Annotated in this window: 26 protein-coding genes; 17 read left to right on the forward strand and 9 right to left on the reverse strand. The window is 70.2% G+C overall.

The window, feature by feature from the left end; genetic code table 11:
* Positions 1–17 precede the first annotated feature (17 nt).
* The 7 genes from GGQ83_RS15070 (at position 18) to parC (ending at position 8322) form a co-directional block, all read left to right on the forward strand.
* Positions 18–2300 (forward strand): RelA/SpoT family protein, encoded by a 2283-nt coding sequence (locus GGQ83_RS15070; protein WP_184385434.1) that lies wholly within the window; start codon positions 18–20, stop codon positions 2298–2300.
* Between the two features lie 154 nt (positions 2301–2454).
* Positions 2455–2883, forward strand: coding sequence for a holo-ACP synthase (gene acpS, locus GGQ83_RS15075; RefSeq protein ID WP_184385436.1), 429 nt, complete (start codon positions 2455–2457; stop codon positions 2881–2883).
* A gap of 83 nt (positions 2884–2966) precedes the next feature.
* The gene (gene lepB / locus GGQ83_RS15080) at positions 2967–3704 is read left to right on the forward strand and encodes a signal peptidase I (RefSeq protein WP_184385438.1); all 738 of its coding nucleotides are present in this window, start codon (positions 2967–2969) and stop codon (positions 3702–3704) included.
* Positions 3701–4378, forward strand: a complete 678-nt coding sequence (gene rnc / locus GGQ83_RS15085; RefSeq protein ID WP_184385440.1) for a ribonuclease III — start codon at positions 3701–3703, stop codon at positions 4376–4378. Before lepB ends, rnc begins: the two co-directional genes overlap by 4 nt.
* A complete protein-coding gene (era, locus tag GGQ83_RS15090; protein ID WP_184385442.1) occupies positions 4375–5280 on the forward strand; it encodes a GTPase Era in 906 nt (301 codons plus the stop codon). Before rnc ends, era begins: the two co-directional genes overlap by 4 nt.
* Positions 5281–5282: 2 nt before the next feature.
* Positions 5283–6056, forward strand: coding sequence for a DNA repair protein RecO (recO, locus tag GGQ83_RS15095; protein WP_184385574.1), 774 nt, complete (start codon positions 5283–5285; stop codon positions 6054–6056).
* Positions 6046–8322 carry a DNA topoisomerase IV subunit A gene (gene parC / locus GGQ83_RS15100; protein WP_184385444.1) on the forward strand — a complete coding sequence of 759 codons (2277 nt, stop codon included), beginning with the start codon at positions 6046–6048 and terminating at the stop codon, positions 8320–8322. Before recO ends, parC begins: the two co-directional genes overlap by 11 nt.
* Here parC and GGQ83_RS15105 read toward each other — a convergent pair.
* The 7 genes from GGQ83_RS15105 to GGQ83_RS15135 form a co-directional block, all read right to left on the reverse strand.
* Positions 8319–9059, reverse strand: coding sequence for an arginyltransferase (locus tag GGQ83_RS15105; RefSeq protein WP_375781533.1), 741 nt, complete (start codon positions 9057–9059; stop codon positions 8319–8321). The two genes, parC and GGQ83_RS15105, sit on opposite strands and share 4 nt — an antisense overlap.
* Positions 9060–9109: 50 nt before the next feature.
* Positions 9110–9865: an NAD kinase gene (locus tag GGQ83_RS15110; RefSeq protein ID WP_311728335.1), complete on the reverse strand. Its 756-nt coding sequence runs from the start codon at positions 9863–9865 to the stop codon at positions 9110–9112.
* Positions 9862–10689 (reverse strand): carbon-nitrogen hydrolase family protein, encoded by an 828-nt coding sequence (locus GGQ83_RS15115; protein WP_184385450.1) that lies wholly within the window; start codon positions 10687–10689, stop codon positions 9862–9864. The genes GGQ83_RS15110 and GGQ83_RS15115 overlap by 4 nt, the downstream gene beginning before the upstream one ends.
* A 52-nt stretch (positions 10690–10741) precedes the next feature.
* Positions 10742–11056, reverse strand: coding sequence for a hypothetical protein (locus GGQ83_RS15120; RefSeq protein WP_184385452.1), 315 nt, complete (start codon positions 11054–11056; stop codon positions 10742–10744).
* Positions 11056–12048, reverse strand: coding sequence for a GTP 3',8-cyclase MoaA (moaA, locus tag GGQ83_RS15125; protein ID WP_184385454.1), 993 nt, complete (start codon positions 12046–12048; stop codon positions 11056–11058). The genes GGQ83_RS15120 and moaA overlap by 1 nt, the downstream gene beginning before the upstream one ends.
* 142 nt (positions 12049–12190) lie before the next feature.
* Positions 12191–12934: a sulfite exporter TauE/SafE family protein gene (locus tag GGQ83_RS15130; protein ID WP_184385456.1), complete on the reverse strand. Its 744-nt coding sequence runs from the start codon at positions 12932–12934 to the stop codon at positions 12191–12193.
* On the reverse strand, positions 12934–13101 hold the full coding sequence (locus GGQ83_RS15135) for a DUF3553 domain-containing protein (protein ID WP_223880677.1): 168 nt from the start codon (positions 13099–13101) through the stop codon (positions 12934–12936). Before GGQ83_RS15135 ends, GGQ83_RS15130 begins: the two co-directional genes overlap by 1 nt.
* Positions 13102–13407: 306 nt before the next feature.
* Here GGQ83_RS15135 and GGQ83_RS15140 point away from each other — a divergent pair, with 306 nt between their 5' ends.
* The 9 genes from GGQ83_RS15140 (at position 13408) to GGQ83_RS15180 (ending at position 23016) form a co-directional block, all read left to right on the forward strand.
* Positions 13408–14031, forward strand: a complete 624-nt coding sequence (locus tag GGQ83_RS15140) for a histidine phosphotransferase family protein (protein ID WP_184385458.1) — start codon at positions 13408–13410, stop codon at positions 14029–14031.
* A 119-nt stretch (positions 14032–14150) separates the two neighbouring features.
* The gene (locus tag GGQ83_RS15145; protein WP_184385460.1) at positions 14151–16718 is read left to right on the forward strand and encodes a hybrid sensor histidine kinase/response regulator; all 2568 of its coding nucleotides are present in this window, start codon (positions 14151–14153) and stop codon (positions 16716–16718) included.
* Positions 16719–16743: 25 nt separating this feature from the next.
* Positions 16744–17232, forward strand: coding sequence for a chemotaxis protein CheW (locus GGQ83_RS15150; protein ID WP_184385462.1), 489 nt, complete (start codon positions 16744–16746; stop codon positions 17230–17232).
* Positions 17229–17606 carry a response regulator gene (locus tag GGQ83_RS15155; protein ID WP_184385464.1) on the forward strand — a complete coding sequence of 126 codons (378 nt, stop codon included), beginning with the start codon at positions 17229–17231 and terminating at the stop codon, positions 17604–17606. The genes GGQ83_RS15150 and GGQ83_RS15155 overlap by 4 nt, the downstream gene beginning before the upstream one ends.
* Positions 17603–18694 carry a protein-glutamate methylesterase/protein-glutamine glutaminase gene (locus GGQ83_RS15160; protein ID WP_242535118.1) on the forward strand — a complete coding sequence of 364 codons (1092 nt, stop codon included), beginning with the start codon at positions 17603–17605 and terminating at the stop codon, positions 18692–18694. Before GGQ83_RS15155 ends, GGQ83_RS15160 begins: the two co-directional genes overlap by 4 nt.
* Positions 18691–19536, forward strand: a complete 846-nt coding sequence (locus GGQ83_RS15165; RefSeq protein ID WP_184385466.1) for a CheR family methyltransferase — start codon at positions 18691–18693, stop codon at positions 19534–19536. The genes GGQ83_RS15160 and GGQ83_RS15165 overlap by 4 nt, the downstream gene beginning before the upstream one ends.
* A gap of 24 nt (positions 19537–19560) precedes the next feature.
* Entirely contained in the window at positions 19561–20898 is a 1338-nt protein-coding gene (locus tag GGQ83_RS15170) for an LLM class flavin-dependent oxidoreductase (protein ID WP_184385468.1), read from the forward strand.
* A gap of 65 nt (positions 20899–20963) precedes the next feature.
* The gene (locus GGQ83_RS15175) at positions 20964–21914 is read left to right on the forward strand and encodes a tripartite tricarboxylate transporter substrate binding protein (protein ID WP_184385470.1); all 951 of its coding nucleotides are present in this window, start codon (positions 20964–20966) and stop codon (positions 21912–21914) included.
* A gap of 178 nt (positions 21915–22092) precedes the next feature.
* Positions 22093–23016, forward strand: a complete 924-nt coding sequence (locus GGQ83_RS15180) for a manganese catalase family protein (RefSeq protein WP_184385472.1) — start codon at positions 22093–22095, stop codon at positions 23014–23016.
* Between the two features lie 39 nt (positions 23017–23055).
* Here the strand turns inward: GGQ83_RS15180 and GGQ83_RS15185 are convergent, their stop codons facing one another.
* A complete protein-coding gene (locus GGQ83_RS15185) occupies positions 23056–23511 on the reverse strand; it encodes a MaoC family dehydratase (RefSeq protein WP_184385474.1) in 456 nt (151 codons plus the stop codon).
* A gap of 247 nt (positions 23512–23758) precedes the next feature.
* Here GGQ83_RS15185 and GGQ83_RS15190 point away from each other — a divergent pair, with 247 nt between their 5' ends.
* Positions 23759–24184 carry a hypothetical protein gene (locus GGQ83_RS15190; RefSeq protein ID WP_184385476.1) on the forward strand — a complete coding sequence of 142 codons (426 nt, stop codon included), beginning with the start codon at positions 23759–23761 and terminating at the stop codon, positions 24182–24184.
* On the opposite strand, the gene GGQ83_RS15195 is transcribed toward GGQ83_RS15190, so the two are convergent.
* Positions 24158–24697, reverse strand: a complete 540-nt coding sequence (locus GGQ83_RS15195; RefSeq protein ID WP_184385478.1) for a hypothetical protein — start codon at positions 24695–24697, stop codon at positions 24158–24160. The two genes, GGQ83_RS15190 and GGQ83_RS15195, sit on opposite strands and share 27 nt — an antisense overlap.
* Between the last annotated feature and the right edge of the window lie 7 nt (positions 24698–24704).

The following is a 24704-nucleotide window of genomic DNA, read 5'->3' on the forward strand; positions in this document are numbered from 1 at the left end:
CCGGCCCCCGCCCCGACATGACCTCGCGCGCCACCCCGGGACAGTCCGAGGCGGCGCGCGCGCCTGACGGCGTCTCCCGCGGGGATGCCGCCCCTCCCGGCCTCGACGCCGTCCTCGAATTCTGCACCCGCGCCAGCGCCGCCGACCCCCGGTTGGACGCGGAACTGCTGCGCCGCGCCGGCCGCCTCGCCGCCGAGGCCCATGCCTCCCAGGCGCGCAAGAATGGCGAGCCCTACATCATCCACCCCATCGCGGTGGCGGAGATCCTCGCGGGTTTCCGGATGGACACGGCCACCATCGCCACCGCCCTGCTGCACGATGTGGTGGAGGACACCGAGCACAGTCTCGCCGACATCGAGCGGCAATTCGGCCCCGAGATCGCGCGCCTTGTGGATGGCGTCACCAAGCTCTCCCGCATCGAGGTGCAGAGCGAGCGCACCAAGCAGGCCGAGAACCTCCGCAAGCTGCTGCTGGCGCTGTCGGAGGATCTGCGCGTCCTGCTGGTCAAGCTCGCGGACCGGCTGCACAACATGCGCACGCTGGCCTTCGTGCCCAAGCCCGAGAAGCGGCAGCGCACGGCGCGCGAGACGCTCGACATCTATGCCCCGCTCGCCGAGCGCATCGGCATGGAGCAGCTCAAGACCGAGCTGGAGACGCTGGCCTTCCGCGAGCTGAACCCCGATGGCTGGGCCACCATTGCCCAGCGCCTGACCTGGCTGCGCGGCCGCTCCGGCGACATGATCACCGAGATCGAGCAGGAACTGCGCGAAGTGCTGGAAATGCACGAGGTGCCTGTCGAGGAGGTCTCGGGCCGGGAGAAATCCTCCTACTCCATCTGGCGCAAGATGCAGGCCAAGAACGTGACCTTCGAGGGCCTCTCGGATGTCATGGCCTTTCGCATCATCGTGCCCGAGCGCGCGCACTGCTACCTGGCGCTGGGCGCCATCCACGACGCCTTCAAGGTGATCGCGGGACGCTTCAAGGATTACATCTCCACGCCCAAGACCAACGGCTACCAGTCGCTGCACACGGGCGTGCTGCTGCCCGGCCGCCGCGCCGAGGCCAAGATCGAGGTGCAGATCCGCACGCGCGAGATGCACCGCGTCGCCGAATACGGTGTCGCCGCGCACTGGGTGTACAAGCAGGGCGAGACGGCCTCCCCCGCGCGCAGCTACCCCTGGGTCCGCCACCTGATCGACATCCTGGAGACGGAGCCCGAGGCCAATGACGCGATGGAGGCGACGAAACTCGAACTCCACCGCGACCTGGTCTTCTGCTTCTCGCCCAAGGGCGACCTGATCGAGCTGCCGCAGGGTGCCACGCCGGTGGACTTCGCCTACCACGTCCATTCCCAGGTGGGTGACACCTGCGTGGGCGCCAAGGTGAACGGGCGCATCGTCAAGCTCGACCACAAGCTCGACAATGGCGACCAGGTCGAGATCATCACGGCCAAGGGCGGCAAGCCCAACCCGGCCTGGATGAAGTTCGTGAAGTCGGGCAAGGCGCAGGCGCGCATCCGCCGCTACGCCGTGGCCGAGGAAAAGGCCCGCGCGCGCGAGGAAGGCCGCACCGCCATCGTGAAGGCCTTCCGTGCCAACGGGCTGGAGTTCACCGAGAAGGCGCTGGAGCCCGCGGCCAAGACGCTGCGCCAGTCGGGCATCGAGGAGATGTTCCACGCCGTCGCTTCCGGCAGCCTGACGGCGCGGGACGTGGTCCATGCCGCCTATCCGGAATTGCGCGGCGGCGGCCCGCGCCCGGTGGAGCCCATCGCGCTGGTGTCGCCGCGCGGGCGGCTGGGCCTGCCGCCCGGACGGGCCGGGACGGGGGACAAGCGTCGCGTCGCCGTGCCGCTGGCGCCCATCACCGGCATCGTGGCCGGCATGCAGCTGAACTTCGCCCATTGCTGCCACCCGGTGCCGGGCGACCGCATCGTGGGCGTCGTGACCACCGGCAAGGGTGTCACGGTCCATCGCAATGACTGCCACATGCTGGAGAACTTCGCGGCCACCCCGGAACGCCTGCTCGATGTGGAGTGGGAGCAATCGGGCCTGGGCGCGGCGGCCTATGTGGCGCGGCTGACCGTCTCGGCCATCAACGGGCCGCAGCTTCTCTCCAACGTGGCCAATTCCGTGATCCGGCAGAAGGCGGGGCTGACCAATATGCGTCTCGGCCGACGCGAGGATGATGAGTGCGACCTCTTCCTCGACGTGGAGGTCCGCGACACCCGCCACCTGGCCGAGGTCATGGGCGTGCTGCGGGCCTGCGAGGGGGTGGTTAGGGTTGATCGGGCGCGCGGTTGATGGCTGAGGTTGGATGCTTTCCGCCCTCAGGCGCCGGGCGCGCGCTCTGCGCGCTGGGCTTCCGCGCCGCGGCGGTCGTCCCGGCCCAGCGGTCGGTTTGGGCGCGCCGGCCGCATCGCGGCCGGAAGGTGTCTCTACCGGGCAGGGTGGCGCCATGATCATCGGCCTGGGCTCGGACCTCTGCGACATCCGGCGCATCGAAACCGTCCTGGCGCGCCATGGCGAGAAATTCCTGGCCCGCGTCTTCACCGACATCGAACGCGCCAAGGCCGAGCGCCGGGCGGAGCGAATCCGCGCCGGCACCTATGCCAAGCGCTTCGCGGCCAAGGAGGCGGCGAGCAAGGCGCTGGGCACGGGCTTCAGCCAGGGCGTCTTCATGAAGGACCTGGGGGTGGTGAACCTGCCCTCCGGCCAGCCCACCCTGCGCCTGACCGGGGGGGCCGCGCGGCGGCTGGCCGCCATCACGCCCCCCGGCCACCGCGCCGAGATCGCGCTGACGATGACCGACGAATACCCCTACGCCCAGGCGCAGGTCATCATCACGGCCGTGCCCATCCCGCCCGGCGCACCGCAGATTGCTTGACACACCCTGAAGGCCGGGCTTGATCCCGCGGGTGGCACGCCCGCCCCTGAACGAACGGACCCATGGTGAAAAGCGCATCCTCGATGGCGAAAAAGAAATCGGGCGGCTGGCTTGAGAGCATCAAGACCATCCTCTACGCGGCGCTGATTGCCATCGGCATCCGGACCGTGGCCTTCGAGCCGTTCAACATTCCCTCGGGCTCCATGATCCCGACACTGCTGGTGGGCGACTACCTTTTCGTCTCCAAGTATTCCTACGGCTATTCGCGGCACTCCATCCCCTTCAGTCCCAGCCTGTTTGAAGGCCGCATCTGGGCCCGCATGCCCGAGCGTGGCGACGTGGCGGTGTTCAAGCTGCCCCGCGACACGCGGCAGGACTACATCAAGCGCATCGTGGGCCTGCCCGGTGACCGCATCCAGGTGATCCGCGGCGTGCTGCACGTGAATGGCGAGCCGGCGCGGCGTGAGCCACTGGGCGATTTCGTGGCCGAGGGCGATGGCCCGCGCATGACGGTGCGCCTGTTCCGCGAATTCCTGCCCGGCGGGAACAACCACCTGATCGTCGAGCAATCCGATGACGGGCCGCTCGACAACACCCCGGAATTCGTGGTCCCCGCGGGCCATGTCTTCGCCATGGGCGACAACCGCGACAACAGCCTGGACAGCCGGGTGCCCGGCGCGGTGGGGGTGATCCCGCTCGACAACCTGGTGGGCCGCGCGGAATTCATCTTCTTTTCGGTGGATGGCAGCGCGCGCTGGTGGCAGGTGTGGGGCTGGCCCTTCGCCATCCGCTACGCCCGTATTTTCTCCGCGGTGCGATGACGGACGCCATCGCCGCGCTGGAGGCGCGCCTGGGCTATGTGTTCCAGGACCGCGCCTTGCTGGAACGCGCGCTGACCCATTCCTCCCACGCCGGCGAGAACCGGGGGGCACCCAGCAACGAGCGCCTGGAATTCCTGGGCGACCGCGTGCTGGGCCTGTGCATGGCCGAATGGCTGTGCGAGCTCTACCCCGCCGAGCGCGAGGGCGATTTGGGCAAGCGCATCGCCGTGCTGGTGGCGCGCGACACGCTGGCGCCCATCGCGGAGCGGCTGGGCGTGCCGGCGGCGCTGCGGATCGCGGCCTCGCACCGCCACGCGCCGCTGCGGCAGAGCGCCACGGTGCTGGGCGATGCGCTGGAGGCGCTGCTGGCGGCCCTTTTCCTCGAAGCGGGGCTGGGCGTGGCGCGGGATCTGGTGCGGCGCGAATGGGCGGAAGCCGTGCAGGGCCAGGCACGGCCGCCGCGTTCGCCCAAGACGCGGCTGCAGGAATGGACGTTGAAGCGAGGGCTCGGCTTGCCGGATTATGTGACGACCTCCATCGGTGGCGAGGGCGAGAACACCATGTTCCATGCGCGCGTCGCGGCCGCGGGCCGTGAGGCCGAGGGCACAGGCCCCAACAAGCGCGCGGCCGAACAGGCGGCGGCCGAGGCCTGGCTCGGGGTGGTGAAGGCATGACCACCGAAGCCCCCACCCGCTGCGGCTTCGTCGCCATCCTCGGCGCGCCGAACGCCGGAAAATCCACCCTGGTGAACGCGCTGGCGGGCACCAAGGTCACGATCGTCTCGCCCAAGCCGCAGACCACGCGCTTCCGCATCCGCGCGGTGGTGATGGAAGGCCCGGCGCAGATCGTGCTGGTGGACACGCCGGGCATCTTCGCGCCCCGCCGACGGCTGGACCGCGCCATGGTCTCCGCCGCCTGGGGTGGGGCCAAGGACGCCGACTTCGCCCTGATGGTGGTGGATGCGAAATCCGGCCTGACGGAACCGGTGCGCGCCATCCTGGAGAAGCTGGCGCAGCAGTCGCGGCCGGTGTGGCTCGCGCTGAACAAGGTGGACCTGATCCCGCGCGAGAAGCTTTTGCCGCTCTCCGCCGAACTCCACACCCTGCTGCCCTTCGCCGAGACCTTCATGATCAGCGCGGAGAAGTCGCAGGGCCTGGACCGGCTGAAGGCCAAGCTCGCCGAGGCCATGCCCGAGGGCCCCTGGCACTTTCCCGAGGACGAACTCAGCGACCTGCCCAACCGCATGCTGGCCGCCGAGGTGGTGCGCGAGCAGATCCTGCGCCAGACCCATGAGGAAGTGCCCCACCATGCCACGGTCGAGACCGAGCAATGGCTCGAACGCCCTGATGGCGGCGCGCGGGTGGAGTGCACCATCTACGTCACCCGCGCCACGCAGAAGGCCATTCTCATCGGCGATGGAGGTGCGCGCATCCGCGAGATCGGCAAGCGCGCGCGGCTGGAGCTGACGCAGCTTCTGGAACGGCCCATCCATCTGTTCCTGAACGTGAAAGACCGGCCGGGTTGGGATGAGGAGCGCGGCCGCATCCGGGCGCTGGGCCTGGAGGATGAGGGATGAGCGTGGAGTGGGCAGCGCCCGCCGTGGTGCTGTCCGCCCGTCCCTATGGCGAGGGCGGCGTGGTGGCCACCGTGCTGACCGAGGCGCAGGGGCGCCATCCTGGCCTGGTGCGCGGCGGTGCCTCGCGCGGGCAGGCGGCGCTCTGGCAGACCGGCAATTTGATCGAGGCGCGATGGGTGGCGCGGCTGGCGGACCAGCTGGGCGCGCTCTCGGGCGAGATGGTCCATGCCGCCGCGGCGCTCGCCATGGAGGATGCGCTCTCGCTCGCCACGCTGGCCGGCGCTTGCGCCGTGGCCGAGGGCGCCCTGCCGGAGCGCGAGGCTCATCCCGCCGTGTTCCATGGGCTGGTCTCGGTCATCGCGGGGCTGGCGCGCGGCACGGACACCGCGCTCCCGCTGCTGGTGCGGTGGGAGGCGCTGCTGTTGGCCGATCTCGGCTATGGGCTGGACCTCGAAAGCTGCGCCGCCACCGGCGCGCGGGAAGGGCTGGAATGGGTCTCCCCCCGCTCCGGCCGGGCGGTCAGCGCCGAGGCCGGCGCCCCCTATGCCGACCGCCTGCTGCGCCTGCCCGCCTTCCTGCGCGAGCCCGACGCCCCCTCCACGGCGGGGGATTGGCTTGCGGGACTCCGCCTGACCGGGTTTTTTCTCGCCCGCGACGCCTTCGGCCTCCAGCACCGGCCGCTGCCCCCCGCGCGCCAGGCGCTGGAGTCGCGGCTGGCGGACCAGCTTTCCGTGACACACCCCCCGACGCACCAAGGTTCCCCAGATGCCCGATGACGTGATCACGCCCGAGGGCGGCGCCATCCGTGAAACCAGCCTGCAGGTGGCGCTGAGCGAGCGTTACCTCGCCTATGCCATGTCCACCATCATGGCGCGGTCCCTGCCCGATGTGCGGGACGGGCTGAAGCCCGTGCACCGGCGCCTGCTCTGGGCCATGCACCAGCTCAAGCTGGACCCCGCCTCGGGCTTCAAGAAATGCGCGCGCATCGTGGGCGATGTGATGGGCAAGTATCACCCGCACGGTGACAGCTCCATCTACGAGGCGCTGGTCCGCCAGGCGCAGGAATTCGCCGCCCGCTACCCGCTGGTCGAGGGCCAGGGGAATTTCGGCAATATCGACGGCGATAACGCGGCCGCCATGCGCTACACCGAGGCGCGGCTGACCGAGGTGGCGCAGGCGCTGCTCTCGCAGATCGACGAGGACACCGTCGATTTCCGCGCCACCTATGATGGCGAGGACCGTGAGCCCGCGGTGTTGCCCGCCGCCTTCCCGAATTTGCTGGCCAATGGCGCGAGCGGCATCGCGGTGGGCATGGCCACCTCCATCCCGCCGCACAATGCGGGCGAGCTGTGTTCGGCGGCGCTTCACCTGATCGAACACCCCAAGGCGACCACGGCCGAACTCATGGCCCATGTGCCCGGCCCCGATTTCCCGACGGGCGGCGTGCTGGTGGAAAGCCGCGAGAGCATCCTCGACGCCTATGAGACGGGCCGCGGCGGCTTCCGCCTGCGCGCCAAGTGGGAGGTGGAGCGCGGCAAGGCCGGCGCCTGGAACCTGGTCATCACCGAAATTCCCTACCAGGTGCAGAAATCCAAACTGATCGAGCAGATCGCGCTGCTGCTGGACGAGAAGAAACTTCCCCTGCTCGGCGACATTCGCGACGAAAGCACCGACCTGGTGCGGATCGTCATCGAGCCCAAGACGCGCAGCGTGGACCCGGCGGTGCTGATGGAGACGCTGTTCCGCGCCACCCAGCTCGAATCCCGCTTCAGCCTGAACATGAACGTGCTGGACGCGAGCCGCACGCCGCGCGTGATGGGGCTGCGGGACGTGCTGCGCGCCTGGCTGGACCATCGGCATGTGGTGCTGCAACGCCGCACCGCGCATCGCCTGGGGGAGATCGCGCGGCGGCTGGAGGTGCTGGACGGCTACCTCATCGTCTATCTGAACCTGGACGAGGTCATCCGCATCATCCGCACGGAGGAGGAGCCGCGGCCCAAGCTGATGGCCGCCTTCGGGCTGAGCGAGGTGCAGGCCGAAGCCATCCTGAACATGCGCCTGCGCAGCCTGCGCCGCCTGGAGGAGATGGAAATCCGCCGCGAGCACGACAAGCTGTCCAAGGATCAGAAGGGCCTGCAGACCCTGATGGGCAGCGAGGCCAAGCGCTGGTCCGCCATCGCGCGCGAGATCGAGGAAACGCGGAAAAAATTCGGCGCCACCGAACTCCCCGAGGGCAAGGGGCGCGAGGCGGCGGAACGCCAGAACGCCCTCGGCGCCCGCCGCACCCGGGTGGATGGCGCCCAGGCCGCCGTGGTGGTGGATGAGACCGCCTTCATCGAGCGCGAGGCGCTGACCATCATCCTCTCCGAAAAGGGCTGGATCCGCGCGCTGAAGGGCCATCTGGCCGAGGAGACCGAGCTGCGCTTCAAGGAAGGCGACGCCCTGCGCTTCCGCCTGCACGCGCAAAGCACGGACCGCATCGTGGTCTTCGCCACCAATGGCAAGGCCTACACGCTCAAGGCCGAGACCCTGCCGCGCGGGCGGGGCGATGGCCAGCCGCTGCGCCTCATCGTGGAACTGCCCAATGAGGATGAGCCCATCGCGATGTTCGTGGCCGCCGAGGGCCAGCGCTTCCTGCTGGCCGCCACCGACGGCAAGGGCTTCCTGGTGGAGGGCGCCGAGCTCCTGGCCGAGAAGCGCACCGGCAAGCAGGTGATGGTGCTGGAGGGCAAGGCGCAGGCCCTGCTGTGCAAGCCGGCCGCAGGCGACATGGTGGCGGCCATCGGCACCAACCGGAAGCTGCTGATCTTCCCCGCCGACCAGATCCCCGTGATGACGCGCGGCCGCGGTGTGCAGCTGCAATCCTACAAGGACGCCGAGCTGGCCGACGCCCGGCTGTTCACCCTGGCCGAGGGCCTCACCTGGCGCCTGGGCGAACGGGTGCGGGTGGAGGCGGACATCACCCCCTGGCGCGGCAACCGCGCGGGGGCGGGGAAGATGCCGCCCAACGGGTTCCCGAAGAACAACCGGTTCGGGGGTTAACCCTTGCCGTCATCCTCCAGCGGCCGCCACTGCCCGCGCAGCAGCACCTCGGCGGGACGGTAGCTGGATTTGTAGGCCATTTTCCGGCTCTCCGGCACCCAATAGCCCAGGTAGACGTAGGGCAGGGCGCTGCGCCGCGCCTCGGCCAGCAGCCACATGACGGCATAGGCGCCCAGGCTGCGGCGCTCCTCCTCCGGGGCGTAGAAGGAATAGACGGCGGAAAGCCCGTCGCTCAGCCAGTCGGTCAGGCAGGCGCCCAGCAGCCTGCCGTCCTGCGCGCGGAACTCCACGAGGCCCGTGGTGATGGGCGTGTCCTCCACCATGGCGCGGTAGTCGTAGAAGCCCATGGCCGCCATGTCGCCGCCGGTGTGGCGCTGCTGCTGGTAGGCCTGGAACAGCGCGAATTGCTCCGCCGTGGCGCGGGCCGGCGTCACCCGCACGTCCAGGTCGGCATTGCGCGCCCAGAGCTTGCGCTGGGTGCGGTTGGGCTCGAAATCCTGGGCGCGCACGCGGATGGGGATGCAGGCCGCGCAGCCGGGGCAGACGGGCGAATAGGCGATGTTGTGGCTGCGCCGGAACCCCGCGCGGGAAAGGCGGTCATGCAGCGCCTCGCTCTCATTGCCCGAGAGTTCGGTCACGATCTTCCGCTCCGTCCGGCCCGGCAGATAGGGGCAGGGCAGGGGGGTCGTCGTGTAGAAGAACTGGGGGCGGCGGGTCCGGCTGTGCACGCCGCTGATGTCGCCGCGCCCGCCGATTTCTTCAATAGCCGGAGGGACGCGCTCGGCCATCAGACGGTGAACTGTTCGGCGATGATGCGCTCGCTCAGGCTGTGCGCCGGGTCGAAGAGCATGGTCATGGACACGCCCCGGTCCTCGCGCACCTCCACCCGGCGCACGTCGCGCACCTCGGTGTAGTCGGCGGTGGCGGAGACGGGGCGCTTGTCGGCTTCCAGCACCTCGAACACCACCCGCGCGGTGGAGGGCAGCAGCGCGCCCCGCCAGCGCCGCGGCCGGAAGGCCGAGATGGGCGTCATGGGCAGCAAATTGGCGTCCAGCGGCACGATGGGGCCATGGGCCGAGAGGTTGTAGGCGGTGGACCCCGCGGGCGTGCTGACCAGGATGCCGTCGCAGATCAGCTCCGGCAGGCGTTCCTTGCCATCCACCAGGATCCGCAGCTTGGCCGCCTGGCGCGTCTCCCGCAGCAGCGAGACCTCGTTGATGGCGAGCGAGGCATGGGTGCGGTCCGGGCCATGCGCCCGCATCCGGAGCGGGTGCAGCAGGGCGGCCTGGGCGGCGGCGAGGCGCTCGGGCACGTCCTCCTCGGTGTAGGCGTTCATCATGAAGCCCACGCTGCCGCGGTTCATGCCGTAGATGGGCCGGTTGCGGCCCAGGAAGCGGTGCTGCGTCTCCAGCATCATGCCATCGCCGCCGAGGGCCACGATGTAGTCCGCCGTCTCGGGCGGGGCGTCGCCATAGCGCGCGACCAGGCGTTCCCGGGCTTCCTGCGCCGCCTCGGTCTGCGCGGCGAGGAAGGCGATGTTCACGCGAGGCGCCGGTGTTCGAGCACGGGCATGTCGCGCCGCACCCGGGCGGTCAGGGCCCGGTCCAGCCGCGCCGTGGCCCAGCCGATGCCGTCCGAGCATTTGGCGACGACATGGCCCCAGGGGTCCGCCACGAGCGAATGGCCATAGACCTGGCGCATCGCGCCGCGCTCCTCATAGCTGCCATGGGAGGCGGCGGCGATGATCCAGCACTGGCTCTCGATGGCCCGCGCCCGCAGCAGCACCTCCCAATGGTCCTTGCCGGTCATCAGCGTGAAGTTGGAGGGCACCAGGATAGCCTCGGCCCCGCGTCGGCGCAGGGCCAGGTATTGCTCGGGGAAGCGCATGTCGTAGCAGATGGTGCAGCCGAAGGTGACGCCGCCGGCCTCGAAGGTGACCAGGCTCTCGCCGCCGCCATAAAGGGCGCTTTCGCGATAGCCCGTGCCGTCCGGCCCCGTGATGTCGAAGAGGTGGATCTTGCGGTAGCGCGCGATCTCACGCCCCGTGGGGTCGAAGACGAGCGTGGTGTTGAAGAAGCGGCCCTCGCCCTGCTCGATGATGGAGCCGCCATGGACATGGATGCCGGCGCCGCGCGCCACCTCGCGCAGGAATTCATAGGCCGCGCCGCCGGCGCCGCCGGGCTCGGGCAGCACCTCGGCCGCCGCCGCGCGGGCCTCACGCCCGCCGCCCAGGTTGGTCCAGGTCTCGGGCAGGCTGACCATCTGTGGACGGTCGGCCTCCAGCGCGCCTTCGATGAGGCGGCGGGCCTGGGCGATATTGGCGGGCTTGTCGGAGCCCTGGTTCATCTGGAGGACGGAGACGCGCATGGGCAGCATCAAGCCACAGTCGCGGCCGCGCCGCAAAAGGGCAGGCGAGTTTTCAGCGCCCCTGCGGCCAATTGATCCGCGGCTCGGCCCGGCGCCCATGGGTTTCGGGCGGGGCGGCCGCGACACTCGGCGGCGGCGCCTCGTCCCGCGTGGCCAGGGGAATGCCGCGCGCGGCCAGCGCCCGGATGTCGGCGCGGAGGTCATCGAGCTGCGCCTCGATGGAATCGAGCCGCCCCTTCACCCCGAACACCGAGAAGGGCATGACCAGCACGCACAGCACCAACAGGATGAGCACCAGCAGCACGGCCAGCCCGCTCCATTCGGGCAGGCCGGGAATGGTGAGGCGTTGCGCCCAGACCTCCAGCATCAGCCCCCCGTCACGCTCATGTGGCGGGCCACGGCGGGCGCGCGGCGGCGGCGGTCTATCACGAAGTCATGTCCCTTGGGCTTGCGGGCGATGGCGTCGCGGATGGCCTGGCGCAGCCCTTCCTCGCCGAGTTCGGGGTCGCGCAGGGGCGCGCGCAGGTCGGCCGCATCCTCCTGGCCCAGGCACATGTAGAGGGTGCCGGTGCAGGTCAGACGCACGCGGTTGCAGCTCTCGCAGAAGTTGTGGGTCATGGGCGTGATGAAACCGAGGCGCGTGCCCGTCTCCGCCACGTCGAAATAGCGGGCGGGCCCGCCCGTGCTGTAGTCGGTCTCGTTCAGCGTCCAGCGCTGGCGCAGCCGGGCGCGGACGAGGCTGAGCGGCAGGAACTGGTCGGTGCGGTCTTCGTTGATCTCGCCCAGCGGCATGGTCTCGATCAGGCAGAGGTCGAAGCCATGCTCCCCGCACCAGGCGAGCATGCGGTCGAACTCGTCCTCGTTCACGCCGCGCAGCGCCACGGCGTTGATCTTGACGTGCAGGCCTGCGGACTTGGCGGCGAAGATGCCGTCCAGCACCTTGTCCAGCTCACCCCAGCGCGTCGCGGCCTTGAAGGCGGCGGCGTCCAGCGTGTCGAGCGAGACGTTGATGCGCCGAACCCCGGCCGCGGCCAGACCCTCGGCGTGCTTCGTCAACTGCGTGCCGTTGGTGGTGAGCGTCAGCTCCTCCAGGCCCCCCGCGCCGATGCGCGCGCCGAGGCTGCGCACCAGGCTCATGACGTTGCGGCGCACCAGCGGCTCGCCGCCCGTCAGGCGGAGCTTGCGCACGCCCAGGCCGATGAAGGTGCCGCAAAGGCGGTCCAGCTCCTCCAGCGTCAGCACCTCGGACTTCGGCAGGAAGGTCATGTCCTCGGCCATGCAGTAGACGCAGCGCAGGTCGCACCGGTCCGTCACGGAGACGCGAAGGTAGCTGATGCTGCGGCCGAAGGGGTCGATCATGGCGGGCGGGGTGTTCCGGATGTCGGGCGGCTGGCCCCGGTATTTGGGGCCGCCGCCCGCCTCGGTGCAACCCCCGCCGCCCCGCGGCGCTGCCGCGCGGCTGATTCACGCCTTTGGTGATTCCACCAAAGGCGATCAGACGCTAGGCGAAGAGGGCGATGCTGCCCGCCGTGGTCAGCAGCGCCAGGGCGAAGGGCTTGTAGAAGCGCACCGGCACCACCCCGAACAGCGCCGCCCCCACCCGGACGAAGACCATCAGCACCGGCAGCATGATGAGGAAGCGCAGCAGCACCGGCCCGTCGATCAACCCCACGAAGAGCGGCACCACCACCGAGATCACCGCGATCAGCCCGAAGAAGAGGATGAGGTTGGCCCGGTGGCGCTTCGCCTCCTCCGGCCCCGCCAGCAGATAAAGGATCACGGGCGGGCCGCTCATGCCCGTGGCGCCCTTCAGCAATCCGGCCGCCGTGCCCACCGCCACGTTCAGCCCGAAGGGCCGCGCCCCGTGGTAGCGCCAGCCCGACAGCATCAGGAAGCCGAAGACCAGCACCAGCCCGCCGATGGCCCGGCGCAGCGTCTCGGGGTCCGCCGCCAGCAGCACATAGGCGCCGAGCGGCGTCGCCAGCGCGGCCGCGCCGCCGATGGGGATGATGACCCTCTTGTCCGCATCGCGGAAAGCGCGCGGCAGGAGTTGCAGGGAGACCAGCAGCTCCATCAGCAGCATCACCGGCACCCCGGCCAGCGGCCCCCAGAGCACCGAATAGATGGGGGCGAGGATGATGGCCGTGCCAAAGCCCGCATAGCCGCGCATGAGCCCCGCGATGGCGGTGGCGAGGATGGCGGCCCAGGTCTGCCAGGCCGCCAGTTCGTTCAGCAGCAGCTCCATCACCCATGCACCTGTTCGAGCCGCACCAGGGCGAGGTTGAGCAGAAGCTTGCCCGCATGTTCGAAATTCACCGTCACGCGGTCCCCCACCACCGATTGCACCTGGCCCACCCCCCAATCGGGACGCTCGGGGTGGCGCACGCGCATGCCTGGCTCGATTTCGCTCACCCCATCCCCTCTTCTTCGCTCGACGTTCTTGCTCCACGGCGCGGCGCGTCACAGCTTGCCCCCGCTTTTTCCACCATCCCGCCTAAAGGATGCGGCAACCATCCCCCGTCTATGCTTCCCGCCAATGACTGCCCCGCGGCACACGCGCAGGCCCGCGCGACGAATGGCCTGCCTTCTCGACGCGTATCGTTGGAGGTTGATGCTCCGCGTCCGATACTGGCGGGGTGGCATGCTGCCCTGCCATGCGGATTCCATGGGGCCGCCGCGATCACGGCGCCCCATCTTGCAGCGAAGTGGAACTCGAACATGCTGGACCAATCCTCCGAGGGCCGTATCACCATCCGCCTGGCGGAGCTGGTGGCGGCGCGCATCTGCCATGACCTGGGGTCGCCCATGGCCAGCATCTCGGCCCTGATGCCCCAGGCCGCGGACCCCGCGGCGCATGCTGTGGTGACGGAGACGGCGGGCGAATTGCGGGCGCGCATGCGCCTGTTCGGCGCCATGTTCGGCCTGGCCGATGAATTGGGCTGGCCCGAGCTGGACGGGCTGGTGCGCGGCGCGCCCATGGCCCACCGGGTGCGATTCGCCCTGCCGCTGCGGGGCGGCCCCTTCGCCCCGGGCCGCGCGCGCCTCTATCTCGCCGCCGTGCTGCTGGCGGCGGAGGCGCTGCCGCGTGGCGGCGTGGTCCATGTGACCGAATCCGGCGCCGGCGCACTCGCGCTGCGCCTGGAGGGCCGGCAGACCGAATGGTCGCCCACGCTGCTCGACCTGCTGGCCGGCGGCAGCGTGGAGGCGGCGCTGGAGGAAGGACCGCGCCGGCTGCTCGCCCCCTGGGTCTTCCTGCTGGCGGCACGGGAACGGCACGCCCTGTCCCTGGCCATGCCGGCCGGCGAGGGCGAGCCCATGCTGCTGTTGCAACCCGAGATGTAAAGGGTTCACCGGCCCGCGCGCACCGGGTCGGCATCCCGCTTCCGCTTAACCTTTTCTTCGGTCGGCCCGCGCATTCTGCCCTCTCAATTCCCCGTGATGCCGGAGGAGAAGGGCTGCCCATGGATGACTTGCTCGCCGACTTCCTGACAGAAACCAATGAGGGGTTGCAAAACCTCGACGGCGCGCTGCTGCAGCTCGAACGCGAACCTGCGAACGGCCCGCTGCTGTCGGAGGTGTTCCGCACCGTCCACACCATCAAGGGCACCTGCGGGTTCCTGGGCCTGTCGCGCCTCGAATCCGTCGCGCATGCCGCGGAGAACGTGCTGGGCCTGTGGCGCGACGGCACGCTGACCGTCACACCCGCCGGCATCTCCCTGATCCTGAACGCGGTGGACCGCATCAAGCAGATCGTGGCCGGTCTGGAGGCCTCGGGCCAGGAGCCCAGCGGCGATGACACCGCGCTGAAGGCGGAGCTGGACGCCGTGGCCGCCGGGCAGCTGCCGACCGAGCCCGCGCCCCGCGCCCCCGAGGCCCCGGCGCCCCAGGCCGCCCTGGCCGAGGCGGCCCCCGCCATCGAGGCCGCGCCCCCCGTGCCCGAGATCCGCGCCCCCGCCGAGCCGGTGGCGGAGGTGGTGGGCGGCAGCGCGCCCCAGACCATCCGCGTCGCGGTGGATGTGCTCGAGGATCTGATGGTCCTGGTGAGCGAGCTGGTGCTGACGCGCAACCAGCTTCTCCAGCTCGCCCGCTCCGAGGAGAACGCGGCCTTCTCCGTGCCGCTTCAGCGCCTGTCGCAGATCACCTCCGACCTGCAGGACGGCGTGATGAAGACGCGCATGCAGCCCATCGGCAATGCCTGGCAGAAGCTGCCGCGCCTGGTGCGCGACCTCAGCCAGGAACTGGGCAAGCGCATCGTGCTCGACATGCGCGGCGCCGAGACCGAGCTCGATCGCCAGGTGCTCGAACTCATCAAGGACCCGCTGACGCACATGGTCCGCAACAGCGCGGACCACGGCCTTGAAAGCCCCGAGCAGCGCCGCGCCGCCGGCAAGAGCGAGACGGGCCGCATCATGCTCAACGCCTTCCATGAGGGCGGGCATATCGTGCTCGAGATCGGCGATGACGGGCGCGGCCTGAACACCGAGCGCATCAAGGCCAAGGTGCTGGCCCAGGGCCTGACCACCGAGGCCGAGCTCGCCACCATGAACGAGCGCGAGATCCACCGCTTCATCTTCCGCGCGGGCTTCTCGACGGCGGCTGCCGTCACCTCCGTCTCGGGCCGCGGCGTGGGCATGGATGTGGTGAAGACCAACATCGAGCGCATCGGCGGCGCGGTGGACCTGCGCTCGCGCGAGGGCCATGGCAGCACCTTCATCATCAAGATCCCGCTGACGCTGGCCATCGTCGCCGCCCTCATCGTGGAGGCGGGCGGCGAGCGCTTCGCCATCCCGCAGAACGGCGTGCTGGAGCTGGTGCGCGTCGGCGATGGCGACGGCCCCAAGGTGGAGCGCATCAAGGACGCCCAGGTGCTGCGCCTGCGCGACCGGCTGCTGCCGCTGGTGCCGCTGCGCCGCATCCTCAGCCTCTCCGAAGACACACCTCCGGCCGATTCGGGCGAGAGCTTCGTCGTCGTCACGCAGGTCGGCGCGCAGCTCTTCGGCATCGTCGTGGACCGCGTCTTCGACACGGAGGAGATCGTGGTGAAGCCGGTGGCGCCCATCCTGCGCCACATCACCATGTTCTCCGGCAACACCATCCTGGGCGATGGCAGCGTCATCATGATCCTGGACCCCAATGGGATCGCGCGGGCGACGGGCCTCGGCTCCGAGATCGCGGGGGATTCGGCGACGCGGGCCACCCAGACCTCGGCCGTGGCGCGCGGTCCACGCCAGACGGCGCTGCTGCTCTTCCGCGCCGGCGAGGGCGCGCCCAAGGCCGTGCCGCTCGCCCTGGTCGCGCGGCTGGAACACCTGCCGGCCGAACGCGTCGAGCAGGCGGGCGACAGCATGGTGGTGCAGTACCGCGGCAGCCTGATGCCGCTGCTGCCCATCGCGGGCTATGGCGCGCCGCCCACCGGCGGTGGCGACCAGCCCGTGCTGGTCTTCGGCGATGGTGACCGCGCGCTGGGCCTGATGGTGGACGAAATTCTCGACGTGGTGGACGCGGTGCTGGACATCGACCAGGCCGGCCAACGCCCGGGCTTCCTCGGCTCCTGCGTGGTCAATGGCCGCGTGACGGAAATCCTGGACACCGCGCATTGGCTGCAGCAGGCCAAGGAGGACTGGTTCGGCAACCGCCGCGCCGAGATCGTCCGCCCCCGCGTGCTGATCGTGGAGGACAGCGCCTTCTTCCGGAACCTGGTGGTGCCGGCCGTCACGGCCGGGGGCTACGAGGTAACGACGGTGTCCAATGGCCGCGAGGCGCTGGCGCTGCGCGACGCGGACGAGATGTTCGACGTGATCGTCTCCGACATCGAGATGCCCGAGCTTGACGGCTTTGGACTGGTCAGCGCCGTGCGCGAAGGCGGCATCTGGGCGGATCTGCCCATGATCGCCCTCTCCGGCCGGTGCGAGCCCGAGGACGTGGCCCGCGGCCGCGGCGCCGGGTTCAGCGACTACATCGGCAAGTATGACCGCGACGCCCTCCTGGCCAGTCTGCAGGACTGCCTGCAGCCCGCCGTCGCGTCGTGATCCGCCATTCTGAAGGGACACAGACATGCAGCAGCCCCAGACCTTGAACACAGGCGGCCCGCCCTCGCGCGCCGCATTGGGCGTGGACGCCGCCCATATGGTTCTCACCCTCGCCGTGGCGGGCCAGCAGTGCGGGGTGCCCGTGCTCTCCGTGCGCGACGTGCTGGGGGTGCAGGTCATCACCCCCATCCCGCTGGCCCCGCGCGAGGTCGCCGGCAGCCTGAACCTGCGCGGACGCATCGTGACGGCGGTGGACCTGCGCGCACGCCTGGGCCTGCCGGCCCGGGAGACGGGCAAGGGCGCCATGAGCGTGGTGGTGGAGGTGGGCGGTGAGCTCTACTCCCTGCTGGCCGACGAGGTGGGCGAGGTGCTCTCGCTTTCCTCCGAGGACCGTGCGGCCAACCCGCCCACGCTCGACAATCTGTGGCGCGACGTCTCGCTCGGCGTGCATCGCCAGGGCGGTAGCCTCCTCGTCATCTTCGACGTGGACAAGCTGCTGGCGCTTTCCGCATGAGCGCCGGGACCTGCCTCGTGGTGGATGACAGCATGGTCGTCCGCAAGGTCGCACGTCGCATCCTCGAGAAGCACGGCTTCACCGTGCGCGAGGCCGAGGACGGGCAGAAGGCGTTGGACGCCTGCCGCGCCGAGATGCCGCGCGCCGTGCTGCTGGACCGCAACATGCCGGTGCTGGATGGCATCGGCTTCCTCAAGGCCCTGCGCGCCGAGTTCGGCCCCGATGATCCCGTGGTGGTCATGTGCACGACCGAGGCCGCGGCGGAACGCATCATCGAAGGGATCGAAGCGGGCGCGCAGGAATATGTGATGAAGCCTTTCGACGAGGAGATCCTGCTGGACAAGCTGACCCAGGCAGGATTGCTGCCGGCATGAGCACCGCCCCAACCGGCGCGCCGGTGCGCGTGATGCTGTGCGACGACAGCGCGACCGCGCGCGGCGCGCTCGCCCGCGTGCTGGAGACCGACCCCGGGCTGCGCGTGGTCGCCCGGGTGGGAGATGGCCGCCAGGCGCTGGAGGCGCTCGACAAGGCGCCCCCGCATGAGCGCGCCGAGGTCATCCTGCTCGACCTCGAAATGCCGCAGATGGACGGGATGACGGCGCTGCCGCTGCTGCTCCAGCGTGAGCCGCGACCCATCGTCATTGTCGCCTCGGCGCTGACGCAGCGCGGCGCCACGGCCACCATGGCGGCGCTGAAGGCGGGCGCCTCGGACTATGTGCCCAAGCCGGGTGCGGCTGGCGGCGGCCTGCAGGACCCCGCCTTCCGCGCGGAATTGCTGGCGAAGGTGAAGGGCTGGGGCAGGCTGCGCCAGAAGCCGGTCAGCACCGCCGCGCCGCGGCCCGCGCCAACCCTCCGCGCCGCGCCGCGCGGCAAGCTGGGACCAGGGGCGCGGGCATTGTGCATCGGCAGCTCCACGGGCGGGCCGCAGGCTCTGGCCGCCCTGATCCGCCGTCTGCCGCGCAAGCTGGCCATTCCCTGCGTCATCGTGCAGCACATGCCGGCCGGCTTCACCGCCATGCTGGCGCAGCACCTCGACGGGCTGGGTGGGCCGCGCGTGTCCGAAGCGAAGGAGGGCCAGCCGCTGCTGCCGGGGGAAATCCTGGTGGCGCCCGGTGACCGCCATTTGCTGCTGCGCGCGGAGGGCGACCGCTTCCTGGCGCAGCTCTCGGACGGCCCGCCCGAGAATTTCTGCCGCCCCGCGGTGGACCCCACGTTGCGAAGCCTCATCGCCGCCTTTGGCAGCCGGGTGCACGCCGTGATCCTGACCGGCATGGGCCATGACGGCCTGGCCGGCTGCCGCGCACTCAGCGAGGCGGGCGGGACGGTCTGGGCGCAGGACGAGGCCTCATCGGTCGTCTGGGGCATGCCGGGCGCCGTCGCCCGTGCGGGCCTCGCCATGGAACAAGGAACGCCGGAGGCGCTGGGCGAAGCGCTGTCCACGCTGATCGGACGCACCGCATGACCCCCGCGACCTTCACCTTCCTCACCGGCATCGTCCGCGCGCGTTCGGGCGGCGTGATCGGCGCCGACCAGGGCTACATGCTGGAGACGCGGCTGACGCCGCTTCTCAAGCGCGAGAACCTGCCCAGCCTTGACGCCCTGGCCGAGCGGCTGAAGCAGCCGCGCACCGAGGCGCTGGCCCAGGACATGACGGAGCTGCTGACCACGAACGAAAGCAGCTTCTTCCGCGACGGCAAGCCCTTCGAGCACCTGCGCGGCCTGATCCCCAAGCTGCATGCGGCGCGTCCGCCCGGGCAGAAGATCCGCATCTGGTCCGCCGCCTGCTCCACGGGGCAGGAGGCCTATTCCATCTCCATCCTGCTGGCGGAGCTGGCGGAGGCGGACCCGGGCCTCAAGACGAGGCCCTTCGAGATCTTCGGTACGGACATCACCACAGCCGTGCTCGACCGCGCGCGGGCCGGCGTCTTCACCCAGTTCGAGGTGCAGCGCGGCCTGCCCATCCGCACGCTGATGAAGCGCTTTACCCAGGAGGAGGGGCGCTGGCGCATCAAGCCGGAGCTTTCCGCCATCTGCCGGTTCGAGAAGTTGAACCTGCTGGGTGATCTGCGCGGCCTGGGGCGCTTCGACGTCATCTTCTGCCGCAACGTCCTCATCTATTTTGACGTGCCCACCAAGGCGCGGGTGCTGGAGCAGATCGCGGCCCTGATGACGCCTGATGCCGCGCTCTACCTGGGGGCGGCGGAGACCGCCATCGGCGTCACCCGCGCGCTGGTTCCCCTGCCGGGTGAGCGCGCGGTCTATGGCCCGGCGACGGGGCAGGAACCGGGGCGGTTGCGGGCCTGAGGGGCCGGGCGCAGCATGGCGCCCATGCCCCGAGAGATTCGCCTCAACGCCTTCGACATGGCCTGTGTGGGCCACCTCCAGCACGGGATGTGGACCCACCCGGCCGATCGTTCGGTGAACTACAAGCGCCTCGACCACTGGCTGGACATGGCCCGGCTGCTGGAACGTGGTCTCTTCGACGGGCTGTTCCTGGCCGATGTCCTGGGCGTCTACGACGTGCTGGATGGCAGCCCGGACGCGGCCCTTCGCAGCGCGGCCCAGGTGCCGCTGCTGGACCCTGCGGTGCTGGTGCCGGCCATGGCGGCCGTCACCACGCAACTGGGCTTCGGCATCACCGCCAACCTCTCCTACGAGGCGCCCTATCTCTTCGCCCGGCGTATGAGCAGCCTGGACCACATCACCGGCGGCCGCGTGGGGTGGAACATCGTCACCGGCTATCTCGACAGCGCGGCCCGTGCCATGGGCCTGCCCGCCCAGGGCGCCCATGACGACCGATATGACGCGGCCGAGGAATACATGGAGCTGGTCTATCGGCTCTGGGAGGAAAGCTGGGCCGAGGATGCGGTGCGCGCCGACCGCATGGCCGGAATCTACGCCGACCCCGCGCGCGTGCGCCGCATCCGGCATGAGGGCCGGCAGCACCGGCTGGACGCGCTGCACCTGGTGGAGCCATCGCCGCAGCGCACGCCCGTGCTCTACCAGGCCGGCGCCTCGGCGCGCGGCCAGGCCTTCGCGGCACGGCATGCGGAATGCGTGTTCCTCAATGGCGGGCCGGCGCCCGCGGTGGCGCAGCAGGTCGCGGCCCTGCGCGCGGCCACGTCACGCCCGATCCGCGTCTTCGTGGGCGCCACCCTGGTTCTCGGCCGCACCGAGGCCGAGGCCCAGGCCAAGCTGGACGACTGGCGCGCCCATGCCAGCGTGGAGGGCGCGCTCGCCCATGCCTCCGCCTCGCTCGGCGTGGATTTCGGCAAGTATGGGCTGGACGAACCCATCACCGCAGAGAGCAACGCCATCCAGTCCAATCTGCTTGCACTGGCGCGCGCGGGTGGCGGCCTGGCCACGAAGCGCACCCTGATGGACCAGTTCATCCTGGGCAGCCGGCAGCGGCCCATGGTTGGCGCCGCCGGGCGCATCGCCGAGGAGCTCATCGCCTATGCGGAGGCCACGGGCGTGGACGGGTTCAACCTCTCCCGCACGGTGACGCCCGCCTGCCTCGAAGATGTCGTGGAACTGCTGGTGCCGGAGCTGCAATCGCGCGGCGCCTACAAGACCGCCTATGGCCCCGGCACCTACCGAGAAAAGCTGTTCGGCGCCGGCCCGCGCCTCGCACCTCCACATCCGGCGGCTTTGCTGCGGCGCTGAAGCGTCTGGCGCGCACCGGGCGTCGCGTGCCAGCCTGTGGCCAACAACCACGGGAGAAAACATCCATGAGCCAGTTCACCCGCCGCGCCGCCTTGGCCGGCGCTGCCCTGCTGCCGGCCGCCGCCGCCGCGCAATCCAGCCGGCCCATCACCCTCGTCGTGCCCTTTCCGCCCGGCGGCTCGACCGACGTGACGGCGCGGCTGCTGGCCGAGCGCATGTCGCCCCTGCTGGGCGGGCCGGTGAATGTGGAAAACCGTCCGGGCGCGGCCACCGTGGTCGGCGCCGATTATGTGGCGCGCAGCCAGCCCGATGGGCACACGGTGCTGGTGAGTTCGGGCAGCACGCTGACCATCAACCCGCATATCCTACGCACCATCCCCTACAAGCGGGAGGATTTCGCGCCGGTCAGTCTGATCTCCACCCTGCCGCTCGCCATCGTGGTGCGCCCCGATGGCCCGCCCACGCTGGACGCCCTGATCGAACGCGCCCGCGCCAATCCGGGCCGCGTGACCTATGGCACCAACGGGCCTTCCAGCTTCAACAACATCGCCTGGGTGCTGGTGACGGAGCAGCTGGGCATCCGGATGCAGGAGGTCTCCTACCGCGGTGATGCGGCGCAGGTGGCCGACTTCCTGGCCGGGCGCCTCGACATGCTGGTGGTGGGCGGCTCCACCGCCCTGCCCATGCACCGCGACGGGCGCGGCCGCATCCTGGGCTGGACGGGCGATGCGCGCATGCCCATCACGCCCGATGTGCCCACCGTCTCCGAACGCGCGCGTGATGCGGTCGCCATCACCTGGTTCGGGCTGCTGGTGCCGGCGCGCACGCCGGCCGCCATGGTGACGCGGCTCAGCCAGGCGGCCGTCGCCGCCATGCGTCAGGAGGGGTTCGGATCGCGGCTGGAGTCGGAGGGCCAGACGCTGATGGCCAGCACCCCCGAGGCCTTCGCCGATTTCCTGACGCGGGAGAGCGACCGCTGGGGCCCGGTTCTCCGCCGGATGAATATTGAGATGTGACCTCACGGTCACTTTAAGCAACGGCACGCGATGCGGGCCGTTTCAGGACAAGGGCAAGTGAAGGCCAGAAAACTGGCCTTCAACCCCGCATGTATTTCTTGCCCGCGATGCATCCTCAAGGTGCGCGCGGGACAGGGAATGCAGCCGTCCCGGAAACGCCACCGAAAGGCCGCACGCCATGTTCCTCCGCGTCGACAAGCTGCAAACCGAACTTCCCGCGCCGAAGAAGGCTGATCCCAATGCCGGTGCCGCCCTGCAGGAATTGCTGGGTGGCAAGTATGGGGAGATGTCCACGCTCGGGAACTACATGTTCCAGAGCTTCAACTTCCGCAGCAAATCCAAGCTGCGCCCCTTCTACAGCATGGTGGCCAGCATCACCGCCGAGGAGCTGGGCCATGTCGAGCTGGTGAGCAATGGCGTCGCCATGCTCAACAACGGCCCCGACAATGACGGCGACGAGGAGGATGGCGGCGACATCTCCGGCGCGCCCTTCGAGGCGATGAAGGATATCCGCAGCGCGGCCTCCTTCTTCTCGAATGCCGGCGGCGCCATGCCCGTGAACAGCAACTCCATGTCCTGGAACGCGGACATGATCACGACCACGGGCAACGTGATCACCGACCTGCTGCACAATTTCCACCTGGAATGCGGCGCGCGGCTGCACAAGCTGCGGGTCTATGAGACGCTGACCGACCCCACGGGGCGCGAGGTCTGCGGCTATCTGCTGGTGCGCGGGTCTGTCCACGCGCATGCCTACGCGCTGGCCATCAAGCAGATCACGGGCGTGGACATCGAGAAGATGCTGCCCACGCCCAACATCAACCTCTCGAACATCCCCGAATGCCAGAAATACCTGGCCGAGGGTTCGCACCGCCGCCTCTACACCTTCAGCCCGGCCGATTACCGCGAGATGTCGGGCATCTGGGGCAATGGCGAACAGGCCCTGCCGGGCGACCCGCCGGGCGAGCTGATGGTGGTGGAGGGCATGCCGGAGGGCGGGAAGATCCACCAGCTCACGGGCGTCCCCTCCGCCTTCACCCCCGACTACGCGCCGGAGGAGATGTTCGAGATCGCGGAGAAGCTCACCAAGGCCGCCCGCTGACACTGTCCGAAGGGGGCGTCAGCGCCCCCTTCGGAGGCTTCAGTCGTAGACCTGGCTCAGCGTCTCTGCCACCAGGGCGGGGCGCGAGCTGCCCTCGACCTCCATCTCGTTCTCCATGGTCAGGCGCACGCCGCCCTGGATGGGCTCACAAGCCTTCAGCGTCAGGTGCAGGCGCACCCGGCTGCCGGCCGGCACCGGGGCGGTGAAGCGCACCTTGTTGCTGCCGTAGTTGATCGAGCGGCTGCGGTTCACGATGCGGTAGACCATCGGCGAAAGGCGCGGCAGCAGCGACAGCGTCAGGAAGCCGTGCGCGATGGTCTTGCCGCCCGGCATCTCGCGCGCGGCGCGCTCGGTGTCGAGGTGGATCCACTGGTGGTCGCCCGTTGCTTCGGCGAAGAGGTTGATGGTGGCCTGGTCCACCTTGATCCATTCGCTGGTGCCCAGCTTCTTGCCGACCCACTCGGCCATGTCCGCGGGCTTCTGGATTTCGAGCATTTCGCCCTCCCTCATTGATGTGCCGGAGGATGATGCCCCAGGCCCGTGGCCCGCGGCACCCCGGGGCGCTCAGCTTTCGTTAACCATCGCAACCTTAGGCAGGAGAGGGGGCGCAAGAGGCGCCCTCGCGCGGCCCCCGCCGCATGCGATGGAGAGGAGTTCCTGCCTCATGAGCCTTGCCCTTCTGGATTCCGCCGGCCAGGCGCCGCGCCCTCCTTCCAAACCAATGCGCGGATCACCGCAGGTCATGTCCCTGCCGGCGCTGGCTGAAAGCTGCGCCCGTGCATTGCGTTCCTTCGGGGGCAGCCTGAAGGCGCTGGAGGCGGTGCTCCAGCCCCTGTCCCAGGTGAATCCTGACGGGGTGCAGGCCACCGAAACCCGCGCGGTGCTGGCGGATTCCGTGGCCTTGCTGCAGCGTGAGGGGCCCTCGCTACTGCTGCGCGCCCAGGCCTTGAGGCTGCGGCTGCACGCAGCGGGCCTCGCCGCGCCGGATGGACTCGGCGCCGGGCTGCGCGCCTTGCAGCATCAGATTGACGCCCTGCCCGAGGTGGTGGACGGCCTGGGCGAAGGCCTTCCCCGCGCGCGTCAGGTGGCCCAGGACCTGGCCGATGCCTTCGATCGGCTCGCGGCCGGCCAGCCCGCCTCGCTACCGGCCGATCTGCCAGAAGCCTGAGGGCGGCTGGGCGCTGGCGGGCGCCGGCCGCGGCGCCGCGGGCGTGGTCGCCGCGATGGGCGGCAGGGCGCGCGTGGCGCCAGGCAGCGCGGGGCCGGTGCGCGCCGGCGCAGTGTCCAGAACCGGCGCCGCTGCGGGCATGGCCACCAAAGGCGCGCCCGTCACGGCCGAGACGGCGACGGGCGCGGCGGGCGGCGCCACGGCGGCGGTGACGGTCCCGGGCGTGCCCGTCTCCAGGCAGCGGAAGCGCAGCTGGTAGCCGCGCGGTTCGATCTGCGTGCCCTCCACCGCGATCATGCGGTTCTGGGTGGCGCAATAGACGGTGGCCTGGTTCAGCCCGGCCTCGACGGCGGCCGAGGCGCTGGGGCCCGTGGTGGCCAGGCGCAGCAGCCCGCCGCCCACCTCCTCCACCACGGCCGGCGCCGGCGGGTTGGCACGCCCGCAGGCGGCAAGCCCGGCCGCGCCCAGCAGCAGGGCGCCCGCGAGACGGGCAGTCCGGACGGTCACGCGCATGCGCCTC

This window comes from Roseococcus suduntuyensis, assembly GCF_014196305.1.
In the GTDB taxonomy this organism is placed as follows: Bacteria; Pseudomonadota; Alphaproteobacteria; order Acetobacterales; family Acetobacteraceae; genus Roseococcus; species Roseococcus suduntuyensis.